A 17,103-nucleotide genomic window follows, 5' to 3' on the forward strand; every position below is an offset into this window, starting at 1 on the left:
ATTATTGATTAAAGAGTAGCAAATTTTAATAAAGTACGAACCATTTGGCAAGTGAAGCTGTATTCATTGTCGTACCAAGCAACAGTTTTAACTAATTGCTTGTCACCAACAGTAGTTACTTCAGTTTGAGTTGGGTCAAAGATTGAACCAAATGTTGAACCTAAAACATCAGTTGAAACAATTTCGTCATCGTTGTAACCGAATGATTCGTTGCCTTCAGTATGCTTCTTCATAGCTTCGTTAACTTCATCAGCAGTAACTTTCTTGCCTAAGATAGTTACTAATTCAGTTAATGAACCGTCAACAACTGGTACACGTTGTGCATGACCTTGTAACTTACCATTTACTGATGGAACAACAAGACCAATAGCCTTAGCAGCACCAGTTGAATGAGGGATAATGTTTGCAGAAGCAGTACGTGCAGCACGAACGTTACCACCACGAACAGGTCCATCCAAGATCATTTGAGTTGAAGTAAATGCATGGATAGTAGTCATAGTACCTACTTCAATACCAAATTCTTTATCCAAGAAGTAAGCCATAGGTGCTAAACAGTTAGTAGTACATGAACCAGCTGATACAATAGTGTCATCATGAGTTAAAGTGTCATCGTTAACGTTGTAAACGATAGTCTTTAAGTCATTACCTGCTGGAGCAGAAATCAAAACTCTCTTAACACCAGCGTCTAAGTGAGCTTGTGATTTAGCTTTGCTTGTGTAGAAACCAGTACATTCAAGTACGAATTCAACACCATCATTTTTAACCCATGGTAAGTTTTGTGCTTGTGGTTCAGCATAAACACGGTATTTCTTACCATCAACAACGATTGAATCATCAGTAGCTGAAACTTCGTGGTTGAAAGTACCATGAGTTGAGTCATACTTCAACAAGTGAGCTAATAATGCTGGACTTGTTAAGTCGTTAATAGCAACTACTTCGATATCATTTGACTTTTCGCCTAAATCCATAATACGACGGAAAGCTAAACGACCAATACGACCGAAACCGTTAATACCAATTTTTACTGTCATATTTAAAATTCCTCCTCTAGGAACTAGTAACAATTTATTTTAAATGGGATTTCATTTCCCGTTTAAAATCATATTTGAGACAGCCTCATCTGTAATTAGCCATGTTTGATGAGGTGCATTTAACATATAACTTTTAATTGCTTCTGCTTTTTTAGAACCAGATGCAATTGCAAATATATGAGGTATTTTGCTAAGATCTTCAAATTGCAGGCCAATTCGAGGGATCCGTTCTACTATCTTGCCACTGCTGTTGAAAAAACACCCGAAACATTCAACAACAGCTCCTAATTCTCGCAGTTGAGATAATTCAATCGAATTAAACCCTCTTCTTTTTGCCATATCTTCCATAAGACCTATTCCATGAATCACAGCATCACTGCGAGAAATATCTTGCAATACTCCAGCAATTATTGGGTCTCTAATCAGTGAGCGATATGCTTCTTGAGAAACATTTTCTGGTAAATATAGTGTTTTATAATTACCATCTGTTGCTCTAGCCATATTCTGAACAATTGTATTGCTTTGCGTTTCAACACTTTCGCCTAAAGCTCCTCGACCTGGAACAAATTCTAATTGTCGATTTCTGCTTAATATAGGAGTTAGTTGATTTGCAACTTGTGCAATTGTTTTACCACCTAAGACTGTAATAATGCTTTTACCTAATGGTAATAACAAATTTAAAACAGAGTTTAATTGCTCACCCATTAGGTCAAACACTCTATCTTGTAAATCACTATCACCAGGAACTATTATAACGCGATCTATCTTTAATTGCTTAGCTAATTTTATTTCTAATAAACTAGCATTAAATAATCGATCGATTAATGGAGCAGCATCTTTTAACGCTTGTACACCCTTTTCAGTTAAGAACATACCGAAACTTTTAATTTCAATTAATCCTAACTGCTTCAAATATTCAGTTTCAGTTCTAATTGTTCGCTCACTTAAGCCAAGCTGTTGAGCTATACTTCTGCGCCCAATCGGAGACTTTAACGAAATTTGTTCAAGTACACGATAGCGTTGTCGAAACTTTTTTAAAATATCAGGGACAAATGTTTGTAGCAAGGTTAATTCCGAGTCCATTATATTGTCTCCTTTTGGTGGGACTATAAATGACCATGTATGTGTCTATTTACGACCCACGTATTCCAAAAAAATAAGAAAAATGATAATTCACTGTTAAGTTTAACTCACATTTTTCCCTTTCGACGTTTTAAGTATATCATATTTGTAATCCGTTGCAAGCAAAAAACTTAAATTATTTACACCAAAAACAAATTCATATTTGATAACGTTTTTGTTATAATACTTGTATTGTCAAGAGACCTTGGTGTAATGGATCGCACGTAAGATTCCGGTTCTTAAAATCTGGGTTCGATTCCCAGGGGTCCCATTTTTGCCATCAACTTATTTAGTTGGTGGCTTTTTAGTTGACATGATTAATATTGAGTGCAATAATTAGCACAGTGCTTATATGAGTGCTAAAAAATTAAAGAATATTATTTTTATGGAGGTTAACTTATGTTAGTACCTACAGTAATTGAACAAACTGCACGTGGGGAAAGAGCATATGATATATATTCTAGACTGTTAAAAGATAGAATCATCATGCTAAGTGGCGAAATCAATGACCAAATGGCCAACTCAATTATCGCTCAATTGCTCTTCCTTGATGCACAAGATAACACAAAAGATATTTCATTATATATTAACTCACCAGGTGGTGTAATTACCTCTGGTCTTGCAATCATGGACACAATGAACTTTATTAAATCAGACGTTTCTACTATTGCAATCGGTATGGCTGCATCAATGGCTTCAATTTTGTTGACATCTGGTACAAAAGGTAAAAGATTTGCGTTACCAAATTCAACAGTTTTGATTCACCAACCATTAGGTGGAGCTCAAGGTCAACAAACTGATATTCAAATTGCAGCTAATGAAATCCTGAAGTCACGTAAAAAGCTAAATGAAATTTTGCATGAAACTACAGGACAACCTCTTGAAAAGATCTTAAAAGATACTGAAAGAGATAACTACTTAACTGCACAAGAAGCAAAAGATTATGGTTTAATTGACGAAATTATGGTTAATAAAAAGAAATAATCTAAATATACAACTAAAGCGACAAGCTTGATATTATTCAAACTTGTCGCTTTTTTGTTTAGCTTGGGAATTTATCATCAAAAAACTTCTTAATTATTTTATAAATACCATGATGATATTCACCTAGTGCCCACCCATCCATAAATCTTGGATCATTAGTTTTTCCGTATACTTGTCCTAAACTCACTTCATTCCAAATATTAGATAAGCGCAAACTTCCTTCTTCATGAATTCCAAATTCATCACTATTATTGTCTGAATAATATGTTGATGAAGTAGATGATTTTTTCCATTCAGCGGTAATATTGTTCAACAGCCACTTTTGCCAAGATTGAACTCTATGCTGATGTAAATAAAATTCGCCTTGCAATTTATAAATAATTAATAACTCATCATAATTTGATTTTACAAATTCAACAAAGTTTTCATCCAGTATTGCATTATTTCGAACATTAAAATTCAACACTGAACCTATTTCCTTATCATAAGAAATATACGCTAATACTCCAGGCTCTGCATCTAATTCTTGAATATTATTCATCTTGACTTTCAACATAATTTTTATCCAATCTAATTAACTAACAAGAAATATTAATCCACTTTGATGTTCTATGCAATTATAACGAACGTAATTATATCAATTCCAAACAAAAAAGTTTCATCCCTTAAAGGATAAAACTTTCACTTCTTATTTATATTCTTGTGCAATAGCATGAATTTTCTTAAATCGGTGATTTACCCCCGACTTTGAAAGAGGACCACCTGGGATCTTTTCAGCTAGTTCCTTTAATGATAATTCTGGATTTTGCATTCTAAAATTAGCCAAAGTAGCTAACTTTTCTGGTAAATCATCAAATTTTCCATTATTCATTATTACCTCGATATCTTCAACTTGCTTTGCCGCAGCATTAGCGGTCTTTTTTAAGTTTGCAGTATCACAATTAACTAGTCTATTAACTGAATTACGCATATCACGCATAATTCTTAAATCTTCAAATGCAAGCATTGCATTTAGTGCTCCTACAATATGTAAAAAGTCACCAATTTTTTCAGCTTCTTTTAAATATACAATGTATCCTGAGCGTCTGTTTGTTATCTTAGCATTTAATGAGAAATAATGGTTCATTAACCATAATAAATCTTCATTATGATCTTCATAAGCTGAATAAATTTCTAAATGATACCTGCTGGTTTCTGGATTGTTAACCGATCCTCCTGCTAAAAATGCCCCACGTAAATATGACATTGCAAGTGTTTCAGAATCACGAATTTTTTTAGGTATTCTGGTCACTAAGCCTTCATCACTTAAAATGTCTAAATCTTTCATCACAAAAGTTAGATTCTGCTGCAAACGAACTAAATATTGATTGTTTTTCTTCAGTTTCATTTTCCTAGAAACTATTAGTAAAGGTTCTACGTTATAAGCATTTTTAATTAAAGTAAATATTCGCCTTGCAATTGCTGGATTTTCGGTAGTGATATCTAAACTATATTGATGATTGTGAATATTTAAAACACCATTCATTCTCAAAAATGCTGCTAATTCAGCTTTTCCATGCTCTGGATGAACTTTGATTGAAGTTAATTCTTTTTTTACATCACTTGCATATGAAACCATTAAATCAGTCCTTTATATTTACAATGTGATTCAAAAGCCAAATCAACTATCTCATGTGCAACTTTTGTTCCATCATGAAAAACTAAATTATTTTTCTGATCAATAAAATCATCTGTAATTACACGCACACCTTGGTTAACTAATCCCTTAAAGTCATTTGCAACAGGAGTCAAGTATTCATCATAATCTGCGGGATTAAATTTTGACATATCAATTTTTGCACCATTAACAAGGGCTGTGTCGATATAATGACCGCCTAAATGCTCATTTAATACTCTTACATGATCGGCGTCAGTGAAGTTATCAGTTTCGCCTTTTTGAGTCATAATATTACAAATATATATAATTTCGGCACGTGTTTGTCTGATAGCTTCTCCTAAATTACTAATCATTAAATTAGGCAAAATTGAAGTAAACAAACTACCAGGTCCCAAAACCACTGCATCTGCTTGCATAATTGCAGCTAAGACTGGTAATACAGCTTCTGGTTTAGCAGCAGAATTTGTATTAGTAACCCAGATTTTTTTAATCTGTTTGTCCATTGCAGTAATTTCACTTTCACCAGCCTGTACACTGCCATCCATGAATTCAGCATTCAATGTCAATGGTTCATTTGATGCAGGAAAAATATGTCCATCAACACGCATCATTTTGCTTAATGACTGTACAGCATCAAAGATATTGCCTTGCATTTCATTTAAAGCTGCAATTATCAAATTTCCAATTGCGTGACCTGCAAAGAATTTGTCAGATGAATCAAAACGATATTGGAAGATTTTTTTCTCTTCCTTTGGTAAATCACTTAGTGCAACTAACACATTACGAATATCACCAGGTGGAACAACGTTTATGAAGTTTCTAATTGTACCAGATGATCCGCCATCGTCTGCTACTGTAACAATTGCTGTGATATCAGAATTTAATTTTTTTAGTGATTTAACAATTACTGGTAGTCCAGTTCCACCACCAATAACAACTATTTTAGGTCTGCGCCCTTTAATAACACGAACTATTCGGTTTTCCGCATTACTCACTTATATACCTACTTTCTTAAATAGCGACTAATTTCACGGTGAGAAATATCAACTTCATATTTCTTAGCCAAATCTCGTGCTAATGCTTGTGCAATTGAAACACTGCGGTGTTGCCCACCAGTACATCCAATTGCGATAGTTAATTTTTCTTTACCTTCTTGAATATATCCAGGAATTATAGTTTCTAATAAATCTAAAAACTTTTGGTAAAAAACTTTGGTAACATCTTTGTCCATTACATAATCATATACGCGCTTATCTAATCCAGTAAATGGTTTTAAACTTGGTATATAAAATGGATTAGGCAAAAATCTAACATCCATTACGATATCTGCATCAATTGGTACACCATATTTAAAGCCAAAGCTCATCACTTCAATTGAAAATCTCTTATGACCATTTTCACTGAATTGGCTCACTAATTTTTGCTTTAATTGTTTAGGGGTTAAATCAGTAGTATCAATAATAAAGTTGGCAATATTTTTTATTGGTGCTAAAATTGCTCGCTCTTTTTGAATTCCATCTAATAATCTTCCATTAGCAGCTAATGGTGGCAAGCGGCGAGTTTCCTTATATCTAGCAACTAATGCATCATCAGAAGCTTCTAAAAATAAAATATTAGCTTGAACTTTTCCATTATCCTCTAAAGAATTAATTTCATCACTTAAATCTTTATAAAAATTCTTAACTCTTAAATCAATTACTACAGCAACCTTTTGGAAATCATTTGAAGTAATCATTAGATCCCAAAAGCTTCCTAATAGTGTAGGAGGTAAATTATCTACAACAAAATATCCCATATCTTCAAGACAGTGTGAAGCAACGGTTTTTCCTGCGCCACTCATCCCGGTAACAATTAATAATTGTTTTTTATCTGAAGCCATTATTGCATCCCTCTTTTCAATTAAAAATTATAACATACCGGGCGTTTCATTTTGGCGATTATGCAAAATAGTCTGCCAAATCACTAACTGTCAATTTTCTTTTAGCTTGTTCATCATAGTCTGCAACAATTTTTCCTGCATCTAATACAATTAAACGATTACCATAAGCCAAGGCGTTTTCCATATTATGAGTAATCATTAATGAAGTTAAATGTTCATCGTTGATTTTTTGGTTTGTAGTTTCCATTAGTTTTTGAGAAGTCTTAGGATCTAACGCTGCAGTATGTTCATCTAATAATAAAATATCAGGTCTTTTAATAGTAGCCATCAAAAAACTCAATGCTTGTCGTTGCCCGCCTGACAAAAATTCTGTTGCAGTTAACAATCTATTTTCTAATCCATTATTCATTGTTGCAGCAAGTGTTTTTAATTTAGATAAATTTTGATTTAAGTGTCTTGGCACAAGATATCTATGCATCCCGCATTTTTTTGCTAATAATAAATTCTCTGCCACATTCATTCTAGGGGCGGTTCCCATTTTAGGATCCTGAAAAACTTGTCCAATAAATTTAGAACGATTTACCTCAGTAGTTTTAGTAATATCTTTATTTTTTAAAATAATTTGACCAGATGTTATCGTTAAAACTCCACTGATAATATTGAATAAAGTTGACTTACCAGCACCATTTGTACCAACAACAGTAATAAAATCTCCATCATTAATTTTCAAACTAACATCATCCATAATGGTTGTTTGCCGAGGTGTTTTTTGATTAACAATTTTGGTTATATTTTTTAATTCTAAAATTACATTACTCATCTTTTTTCATCCCCTTGACTACAGTCTTTCTAATTCTGAATCTTTTTTCTAATGTTGGCAAAACCATAAATAATGTTAAAACAATTGATGAAGTTAAGTTCAAATCGTTTGCACTGAAGCCCATTGTTAACACTGCCAAAATAATTAAACGGTAAATAATGCTACCTAATGTTACTGCAACTAGTCTTTGATTTAATGTCAAATCTCCAAAGATTACTTCACCAATGATAATTGCAGCCATTGCAGCAACAATGATCCCAATCCCCATATTGACATCTGAATAACCATTATTTTGTGCAACTAATGCACCACTTACACTAACTAACCCATTAGAAAGCATTAATCCAAAAATTGTCATACGATCTGTATGAATCCCCATAGACTTTGCCATATTAGGGTTATCACCTGTTGCAATAAATGCTTGTCCAAAATCTGTCTGTAAAAATAAAATCAATAAAATTGTAATGACTGCAATAACAATAAATCCTACTGTTACACTATCAAAATATTTTGGCAAACTTTGTAAAAATGGATTAGAGAAAATTGTTTGTTTGCCAAGTAATGAAATATTAGATTTTCCCATTATCCGCAAATTCACTGAATAAGCAGCAGTCATGACCAAAATACCTGCTAATAAACTAGGAATATGACCTTTAGTATATAACAATCCTGTCACCATTCCTGCAAGTAATCCTGCTCCAAATGCCAAAATAATTGAAACAAATGGCGACATGCCATGTGTAATCGCTGCTACTGAAACTGCGGCTCCCATTGGAAATGTGCCTTCAACTGACATATCAGCAAAATTTAAAATTCTAAATGATATATACAACCCGACACCTAATAATGCCCATAATAATCCTTGTCCGATCGCTGAAACTATTAAACTCATTATCTATACACCGTCCCTTTCTTTTGTGCTTGTTTCAAAAAGTCTTTTGGCACTACAAGTCCTAATTTCTTTGCTTGCTTTAAATTTAAAATTGGTTCACCTTGTTTAATATATTCAACAGGCATATTAGTTGGCTTTTTACCTTTCAAAATTTTTACAACCATTTTAGCCCCCAGGCGCCCAAGTTTTTCTTGGTTAACTCCATAAGTCGCAACACCACCTTGTTTAACCATGATATCTGCAGCTGGGAAGACCGGCTTTTTAACAGCGTCAGCATTTTTTACTAAAGTCTGCATCGCTCCTGCAATTGTATTATCAGTTGGCACAATAACCGCATCTACTTGTTGCAACATTGTTTGTGAAACTTGATTCAAATCGTTGCTGTTTGCAATTGAATAAGATTGCAAGTTTACATGCATTTGCTTTGCTGCTTTAACAAATTCATCATGTTCAACAGTAGCAGAACTGTCGCTAGAAGTATAAATAATCCCAAACTTTGCATTTTTAGGCATAAATCTTTTATAAAGCGCTAGTTGCTCACGAATTGGAGCTTGATCAGATACCCCAGTTACATTGCCTCCAGGATGTTTATCATTTTTTACTAGTTTTGCCATTTTTGGATTAGTCACACCACTGAAAACCAAAGGAATCTTATGAGTTAAGTTAGCAATAGCTTGAGTTGATGGTGTTGTAATTGCATATAACACATCAGGATTATCATCAACTAACTTATTCGCCATAGTTTGCATATTACCTTGATCACCTTGAGCATTTTGGTACTCAATTTGGATATTTTTACCATTATGATATCCTTCTGCTGCTAATTCTTTGATAAAACCATCATAAATCTGATCTAGTGATGGATGATGCATTAAAGTTAATGCTCCAACTTTAGGAATTTTATTATGTTGCGGCTTAGCTTCTACAAAAAATGCAACCCCTAAAAAAGCAACTATTATTGTAATTAAGCCAATCATTCTTTTCATATTTTTTACCCCATATAACAAAAAAACAGAAGCCCATAATATTCGAGCTTCTGTTTTTATTAATATAAGGATTCAAAGCTCGCATATTATGGAACATCTTGCGAGCCTAGTTAAGCCAGCACAGATGCAATCTGAATTACTCAGACTGCTCTATGCGGCCTGAGTTACTGGCTTTGCCAACGTTTTGAACTAAAGTTTTGTAAATAACTCATTTTCCTTATCTCCTAAATACATATTTCTTATAAATTGATTAATCAAAGAATAAAAGATATATCCAAAATTGTCAAGCATTTTTTAACGGTGCATCCAAGCAAGCACAATTTGGTTAACTCCAAAGAACATAAAGTAAAATGCTACAACCATTAACATAGTTACTAATGCAAGACCTGGGTTCATCAGTAGGTAAATACTTAATCCTAAACTAATAATATTTAATATCAAGTAAAAGAAAAAATACCATCTTGATGATAATCTTCTCAAATGCCAACTAAAGATAATCCCAGCAATGGAGTCAGTCATAAACCAGAAAATGAACAAATAGGTCAAAAATGCAACCCCTGTTCCTAAATTCATCATGATCATAACTCCAATGATCAAATCCAAAATACCTGCGATTAATGTGATCCAGCTTGCACTAAACAATTCACGAAAGCCAAAATACATTGAAATCCATACTACACCTTGGACAATTGAAAGAATTGCAAAAGCTACTACAAAAACACTCAAACTTACTTTAGGATTACGTAAAATAAGAAATGACAAAATAACGGAAACAATTCCAACTAAAAATGGACCCCAGTCAAAACCACGTCTACGATTTATATCAGAATTAAACATATTTAAATTACCTCCTTTAAGCATATTTTACTCTTTCTTAATATATTTTTATATGAATTAAGGTACAAATCTTATACAAAAAAAGCTTTTAAACACTTTATTTCGGTATTTAAAAGCTTAATTAAGTATTTTATTTTTTGTCATCTTTTGCTTCAATTGTACGCTTAGTATCACGCTCTAGGATCGGTCTTAAATATTTTCCAGTCCAACTATCTTTTACTTGAGCTACTTTTTCAGGAGTTCCTTGAGCAACAATTGTGCCACCTTTTGCTCCACCCTCAGGACCTAGGTCAATCAACCAATCCGCATTTTTAATTACATCTAGATCATGTTCAATAATTAAAACTGTATTGCCATTATCAACTAATCGTTGCAAAACTTCTAATAAACGTTTTATGTCGTCAGTATGTAGACCAGTTGTAGGTTCATCCAAGATATAAAAGTTATTTCCAGAAGATAATTTTTGCAATTCAGATGCTAGCTTCATTCTTTGGGCTTCACCACCAGATAAGGTTGTAGCAGATTGCCCCAATTTTACATATCCTAATCCAACATCCACAATTGTTTTAAGTTTTCTATGAATCTTAGGGATATTTTTAAAAAATTCAGTTGCTTCATTGATAGTCATATTCAAAACATCAGAAATATTTTTTTCTCGATACATGACTTCTAATGTTTCAGAATTATATCTTCTACCATGACAAACTTCACAAGGTACATAAACATCTGGCAAGAAGTTCATTTCGATTTTAAGAATTCCATCACCATGACAGTTTTCGCATCGTCCACCTTTAACATTAAATGAAAATCTAGCTTTAGTATAACCTCGCATTTTAGCTTCATTCGTTTGAGCAAATAATGCTCGAATATCATCAAATACACTAGTATAAGTAGCTGGGTTACTTCTTGGTGTACGACCAATGGGGCTTTGGTCAATATCAATGATTTTTTCAATATTGTTATAGCCAGTAATTGATTTATATTTTCCAGGTTTTACTGGATTATGATTTAATTTTTGGGATAAGGCTCGTTTTAAAATTGTATTCACCAGCGTTGATTTTCCAGAACCAGACACTCCCGAAACTACAATAAATTTTCCTAAAGGAAATGAGACACTAATATCTTTTAAGTTATTTTCTTGTGCACCTTTAATAGTAATTTTTTTACCATTACCCTTGCGTCTTTTTAATGGAACAGGGATAAATTTTTGTCCAGACAAATACTGCCCAGTTAAAGATCTTGGATTAGCCATAACTTCTTCAGGAGTTCCAACGGCCATAACTTTTCCGCCATACACTCCAGCACCAGGTCCCATGTCAACAATGTAGTCTGCTTGTCGCATAGTTTCTTCATCATGTTCCACAACAATCAATGAATTGCCTAGATCACGCATTTTTTTCAATGATGCAATTAATCTATCATTATCTCTTTGATGTAGTCCAATTGAAGGCTCATCTAAAATATACATAACTCCGGATAAATTAGAACCAATTTGAGTAGCCAATCTAATTCTTTGAGCTTCGCCACCAGATAATGTTGCAGCAGATCTAGACAATGTTAAATAAGCTAGACCCACATTTATCAAAAATGTTAATCGATCTCTGATTTCTTTTAAAATTGGCTTAGCAATCATCGTCTTTTGTTCAGATAAATCAATTTTAGTGAAAAAATCTAAACCTTTTGATATTGGCAAACTAGACACTTGTGCAATATCTTGTCCCATGACTTTAACAGCTAATGCTTTAGGATTTAATCTTTTGCCATGGCATGTTGGACAGGTTAATTCAGTCATGAATTTACTCAAAACATCCCTCATAAAATTGGACATTGGATGATGATATCTGCGGTCAACATTTACCATTACTCCTTCAAATGGAGCAGTTACATCTTTGACATTTCCAAATTCACTTTTTAGATGAAAGTTGATTTTTTTAGTGCCAGATCCATGTAATAAGATATTTTGCTGACGCTTAGTTAACTTATTAAAGGGTTTATCCATTGAAATTTTTAGTGCATTGCAGGCTTGTTGCAACATCCCAAAATAATAATCAGAACTTGTATGCCAAGGAGCAAGTGCCCCTTGATTTAAAGTTTTACTTTTATCTGGAACTACTAAATCTTCATCAACTGCAAGCTTAACACCTAATCCATCACAATCAGGACAAGCTCCAAATGGAGCATTGAATGAAAATAAACGTGGCTCTAATTCACCAACTGTAAACCCGCAAATTGGACAAGCGTAATATTCAGAAAAGTTTAATTCATCTCCGCCAATTACAACAACATTCATATATCCATCGGATAAGCGAAGAGCTGCTTCAACTGAATCAAATAAGCGACTTCTAATGCCATCTTTAATAACAATTCGATCTACTACAATGCTGATATCATGACGCTTATTTTTATCTAGTTCAAACTCATCAGAGATTTCATACATCTCATTATCAACAATTACTCGAACATAACCTGCACGCTGAACTCTTTTGAACACATCTTTATGTGCTCCTCTTTTTGCTCTAATTACTGGAGCTAAAATTTGCAATCTAGTTTTTTCAGGCAATTCTAAAATTCGATCAACCATTTGGTCAACTGATTGTCTCTCTATCACAGTCCCATCATTTGGACATATAGGTTGGCCAACTCTTGCCCATAATAATCGCAAATAGTCATTAATCTCTGTTACAGTTCCAACAGTTGAACGTGGATTATGAGAAGTTGTTCTTTGATCAATTGAAATAGCTGGATTCAATCCATCAATTGAATCAACATCAGCTTTATCCATTTGACCTAAGAATTGTCTTGCATAAGAAGATAAGGATTCCACATATCTTCTTCGGCCTTCAGCATATAAAGTATCAAAAGCTAGTGAACTTTTTCCAGATCCTGATAATCCAGTAACAACTACTAATTCATCTTTTGGAATAGTTACATCAACATCTTTTAAGTTATGTTCACGAGCCCCATGTATTATAATTTTATCTTTTACCATTCAGCGTTTTCCCTTTTTTCGTAATTGGCTTTTTCACTGCATTTTGTAATTCCATAATAGCATCTCTTAGTGTTGCAGCTTCTTCAAAGTCTAATTTCTTAGCAGCTTGTTCCATCTGCTCAGTTAAAGTATTAATCATGCCCTTTTTTTGCTTGACAGTTAATTCATCAAAATTCAAATCCGCAAAGTTATCAGTATTTTCTTTAGTATCTCCACTAGGTTTGGTGATTGAAATTACATCTCTAATTGGTTTAACAATAGTTTTTGGTGTAATACCATGTTCTTTGTTAAATTCTATTTGCAAATGACGACGGCGATTAGTTGCATCAATAGCTTCTTTCATTGAATCAGTAATATTATCGGCATACATAATTACTGTCCCATTTTGATTACGAGCAGCACGACCAATTGTCTGAATTAACGGTCTAGTTGATCTCAAAAATCCTTCTTTATCTGCATCTAAAATTGCAACTAAAGACACTTCTGGTACATCAATACCTTCTCTAAGTAAGTTAATCCCAACTAATACATCGAATTTTCCAGCACGCAAATCGTGCAGGATTTGCATTCGCTCTAAAGTTTTAATATCAGAGTGTAAGTATCTAACTTTTATTCCTAAATCTTTAAGATAATCAGTTAAATCTTCAGCCATTTTTTTGGTTAAAGTTGTCACAAATACTCGCTCATGTTTTTCAATTCGTTTATTAATTTCACCAACTAAATCATCAATTTGCCCTTGAATTGGTCGAACATCAATCTTGGGATCAAGCAACCCAGTTGGTCTGATAATTTGTTCAACAATATGATCAGTATGACTTAACTCATAATCTCCTGGAGTAGCAGATACATAAAGTATTTTATTGATGTGTTTTTCAAATTCATCAATTTTTAATGGTCTGTTGTCTAATGCTGATGGTAATCTAAAGCCATAATCGATTAACGTTTCCTTTCTCTTGCGATCGCCATTATACATTGCCTTTAATTCAGGCATAGTCGCATGTGATTCATCAATAAAAATCAAAAAATCATCAGGGAAGAAATCAATCAAAGTATATGGTGGTTCACCTTTTTTACGGCCTTCCAAATGACGCGAATAATTTTCGATCCCATTGGTGTAGCCCATTTCACTAATCATTTCCATATCATAAGTAGTTCTTTGCTTGATTCTTTGAGCTTCTAATAACTTACCTTGACCTTCAAATTTTTTAACTTGAACATTCATTTCTGCACCAATTGACTTTAATGCTCTAGAAATTTGCTCTTCACTAGTCATAAAGTGTGTTGCAGGAAATAGTGAAACTGAATCTCTTTCACCAATTACCTCACCAGTTAGTGCATCAACTTCTGCGATTCGATCAATTTCATCACCAAACAATTCAATTCTATAAGCATGTTTAGTATTACCTGCAGGGAAAATCTCAACAATATCTCCATGAACTCTAAATCTTCCACGTTGAAAATCAATATCGTTTCGATCATATTGAATATTTACTAAATCACGCAATAATGTGTTTCTTGGATATTCTTCACCTTCATGAATCGTAATTACACTTTTGGCATATTCTGTTGGACTACCTAAACCAAAAATACAAGAAACAGAAGCTACCACAATAACATCATTTCGCTCCATTAACGCAGAAGTTGCACGATGGCGCAATTGATCGATCTCATCATTAATTGCTGAGTCCTTTTCTATATAAGTATCTGAGCTTGGAACATATGCTTCTGGTTGATAATAATCATAATATGATACGAAGTATTCCACTGCATTATGTGGAAAGAATTGTTTGAATTCACCATATAATTGACCAACTAAAGTTTTATTATGTGAAATTATTAAGGTTGGTTTATTTAACTTAGCAATTACATTAGCCATGGTAAATGTCTTACCAGTACCAGTGGCTCCTTCTAGGATTTGTTCTTTATCACCATCTTCAAAGCCTTTAACAAGCTTATCAATTGCTTGCTGCTGGTCTCCTGCTGGCTTAAATTTTGAAACTAATTCGAACTTTCGATTATTTTGTCGTTTTATCATAATTAATTCCTCGTAAAAAAAGTTGGACAAAGTCCAACTAAATATTTAATATATTTTATTTTACTACTTACGAACATATTTTCCTAAAATTCAGCTTAATTAATTAATTTATCAATAGCCTTGTTATAATCATCTGCTGCTTGTTGTGCTTGCTCATAATTTTTGCCAGTAGCCCCAACATAAGCCTTGATTACTGGCTCTGTTCCAGATGGTCTTAATGCAATCCAAGTACCATCTTCTAAGAAGTATTTCAAAACATTAGCTTTAGGAAAACCTTCTAGTTCATCAACTCCACCATTTTCATAAATAGTTTGCTTATCAAAGTCTTCAATGCGAACGACTTTTTTGCCAGCAATCTTAGTTAAATTATCTTCTCTTAATCTAGCCATAATTTCAAGCATCTTTTGATGACCATCTAATCCTGGCATCTCAATTGCACGAGTCACTTCACAAGTTGCACCATATTTATCCCAGATTTCATTTAATCCATCAAATACAGACATTCCCCTTGCTGCATAATAAGCTGCAACTTCAAAGAACATCAATGCGCCTTGCATAGCATCTTTATCATGGTCGAATGGTTTGAACAAATAACCATAACTTTCTTCAAATCCCATCAAGAATGTACCATCATGATCTGCTTGCATTCTATCAATTTCCTCTGCGATATATTTAAAGCCAGTTAAAACATACTTAGTTTTAATGCCATAACTTTTTGCAATCTTAAATGGTAAAGAACTAGAAACAACTGAAGTTACAATTTCATAATCAGGATCTAATTTTTGATTGTCTTTTAAAGTAGTCAATAAATAATTTGCCATCAATGTTGCAATTTGGTTTCCAGTTAATACTCTAAAGTCACCATTTGGTAATCTTACAGCTGCACCTAATCTATCTGCATCAGGGTCTGTAGCAACAATAATATCTGCATCAACTTTATTGGCAATTTTTATTCCTTCGTCAAATACTTGACGATATTCAGGATTGGGTTTAACTGTTGTCACAAATTCAGGGTCTATAATTGCTTGACTTGGAACAATAGTTACATTATTAAAGCCACTTTGCTGGAAAGCTCGATAATAAACAATTTTACCTGTACCATGAACTGGAGTGTATACAATCTTTAATTTATCAGCGGTTGTATCAATTAATGAATGGTCAACATTGACTGTCTTTAATTCTTTCAAGTATGCTTCATCTACATCTTCACCGATTAATTGCAGAGTTTTACTTGCTCTTAAATCTTCAATTGAAGTGGTTGAAATATTTAATGGATCTGCCACTTTTAATGCTTGATCAACAACAACTGCTGCACTTTCTGGTGGCATTTGTCCACCATCTGCACCATAGATTTTGTAACCATTATATTGTTTAGCATTGTGGGATGCAGTAATCATAATCCCTGCAAAAGTTTTTAAGTATCTCACTGCAAAAGACAATTCTGGTGTTGGTCTTAATTCATCAAATAAATATACATGAATTCCATGATGACCCAGAATTTTTGCAGCTAATTTTGCAAATTCTTCTGAGTGATATCTTGGATCAAAAGAAATTACAACACCTTGTTTTTTAGCAGCTTCACCAGTTTGCTCAATTAATTGAGCTAATCCTTCTGTTACTCGACCTACAGTAACAACATTAATTCTGTTAGTCCCAGGCTCTAATAACCCACGCATCCCAGCTGTCCCAAAGTCAATATTAGTGCCAAAAGCATCTTTAACCCAAGCGGGATTTTTGCCTAATTCAACTAATTGTTTGTGTAAGTATTTAGGTAAGCTAGTTGTATTTAACCAAGTTTTATAAGTTTCATTTGCTGTCATATTAATAACTCCCATTTAACTTTTAATAGATAACATACTTATTCTACTATT

The 17,103-nt window shown here is 33.4% G+C and carries 14 protein-coding genes and 1 tRNA gene; 2 read left to right on the plus strand and 13 right to left on the minus strand.

Features of this window, described 5'->3' with window-relative positions; translation table 11 throughout:
• Positions 1–8: 8 nt before the first annotated feature.
• Both gap and AC38BG_RS06790 read right to left on the minus strand, forming a co-directional pair.
• The gene (gap, locus tag AC38BG_RS06785; RefSeq protein ID WP_489937104.1) at positions 9–1,031 is read right to left on the minus strand and encodes a type I glyceraldehyde-3-phosphate dehydrogenase; all 1,023 of its coding nucleotides are present in this window, start codon (positions 1,029–1,031) and stop codon (positions 9–11) included.
• 51 nt (positions 1,032–1,082) lie between these two features.
• On the minus strand, positions 1,083–2,114 hold the full coding sequence (locus tag AC38BG_RS06790; RefSeq protein ID WP_489937105.1) for a sugar-binding transcriptional regulator: 1,032 nt from the start codon (positions 2,112–2,114) through the stop codon (positions 1,083–1,085).
• Between the two features lie 238 nt (positions 2,115–2,352).
• On the opposite strand from AC38BG_RS06790, the gene AC38BG_RS06795 reads away from it, so the two are divergent.
• Together AC38BG_RS06795 and clpP are read left to right on the plus strand one after the other, a co-directional pair.
• Positions 2,353–2,424: transfer RNA gene (locus AC38BG_RS06795), tRNA-Arg, on the plus strand.
• Between the two features lie 128 nt (positions 2,425–2,552).
• Positions 2,553–3,137, plus strand: coding sequence for an ATP-dependent Clp endopeptidase proteolytic subunit ClpP (gene clpP / locus AC38BG_RS06800; RefSeq protein ID WP_489937106.1), 585 nt, complete (start codon positions 2,553–2,555; stop codon positions 3,135–3,137).
• Positions 3,138–3,195: 58 nt separating this feature from the next.
• Here the strand turns inward: clpP and AC38BG_RS06805 are convergent, their stop codons facing one another.
• The 11 genes from AC38BG_RS06805 to AC38BG_RS06855 all read right to left on the minus strand — a co-directional run bounded on the left by AC38BG_RS06805 (position 3,196) and on the right by AC38BG_RS06855 (position 17,052).
• Positions 3,196–3,678, minus strand: coding sequence for a hypothetical protein (locus AC38BG_RS06805; RefSeq protein ID WP_489937107.1), 483 nt, complete (start codon positions 3,676–3,678; stop codon positions 3,196–3,198).
• Between the two features lie 147 nt (positions 3,679–3,825).
• On the minus strand, positions 3,826–4,755 hold the full coding sequence (whiA, locus tag AC38BG_RS06810) for a DNA-binding protein WhiA (protein WP_489937108.1): 930 nt from the start codon (positions 4,753–4,755) through the stop codon (positions 3,826–3,828).
• Positions 4,755–5,789 (minus strand): gluconeogenesis factor YvcK family protein, encoded by a 1,035-nt coding sequence (locus AC38BG_RS06815; RefSeq protein ID WP_489937109.1) that lies wholly within the window; start codon positions 5,787–5,789, stop codon positions 4,755–4,757. Before AC38BG_RS06815 ends, whiA begins: the two co-directional genes overlap by 1 nt.
• Positions 5,790–5,797: 8 nt before the next feature.
• On the minus strand, positions 5,798–6,673 hold the full coding sequence (gene rapZ, locus AC38BG_RS06820) for an RNase adapter RapZ (RefSeq protein ID WP_489937110.1): 876 nt from the start codon (positions 6,671–6,673) through the stop codon (positions 5,798–5,800).
• Between the two features lie 58 nt (positions 6,674–6,731).
• Complete coding sequence (locus AC38BG_RS06825; RefSeq protein WP_489937111.1) at positions 6,732–7,493, minus strand: ABC transporter ATP-binding protein; 762 nt, start codon at positions 7,491–7,493, stop codon at positions 6,732–6,734.
• Positions 7,486–8,385 (minus strand): ABC transporter permease, encoded by a 900-nt coding sequence (locus AC38BG_RS06830; RefSeq protein ID WP_489937112.1) that lies wholly within the window; start codon positions 8,383–8,385, stop codon positions 7,486–7,488. The genes AC38BG_RS06825 and AC38BG_RS06830 overlap by 8 nt, the downstream gene beginning before the upstream one ends.
• A complete protein-coding gene (gene trpX, locus AC38BG_RS06835; RefSeq protein ID WP_489937113.1) occupies positions 8,385–9,371 on the minus strand; it encodes a tryptophan ABC transporter substrate-binding protein in 987 nt (328 codons plus the stop codon). The genes AC38BG_RS06830 and trpX overlap by 1 nt, the downstream gene beginning before the upstream one ends.
• A gap of 294 nt (positions 9,372–9,665) precedes the next feature.
• Complete coding sequence (locus tag AC38BG_RS06840) at positions 9,666–10,208, minus strand: HdeD family acid-resistance protein (RefSeq protein WP_489937114.1); 543 nt, start codon at positions 10,206–10,208, stop codon at positions 9,666–9,668.
• 130 nt (positions 10,209–10,338) lie between these two features.
• A complete protein-coding gene (uvrA, locus tag AC38BG_RS06845; protein ID WP_489937115.1) occupies positions 10,339–13,197 on the minus strand; it encodes an excinuclease ABC subunit UvrA in 2,859 nt (952 codons plus the stop codon).
• Positions 13,184–15,232 carry an excinuclease ABC subunit UvrB gene (uvrB, locus tag AC38BG_RS06850; protein ID WP_489937116.1) on the minus strand — a complete coding sequence of 683 codons (2,049 nt, stop codon included), beginning with the start codon at positions 15,230–15,232 and terminating at the stop codon, positions 13,184–13,186. The genes uvrA and uvrB overlap by 14 nt, the downstream gene beginning before the upstream one ends.
• Before the next feature lie 95 nt (positions 15,233–15,327).
• The gene (locus AC38BG_RS06855) at positions 15,328–17,052 is read right to left on the minus strand and encodes a phospho-sugar mutase (RefSeq protein WP_489937117.1); all 1,725 of its coding nucleotides are present in this window, start codon (positions 17,050–17,052) and stop codon (positions 15,328–15,330) included.
• Positions 17,053–17,103 lie beyond the last annotated feature (51 nt).

Source organism: Lactobacillus sp. M44 (assembly GCF_058130005.1).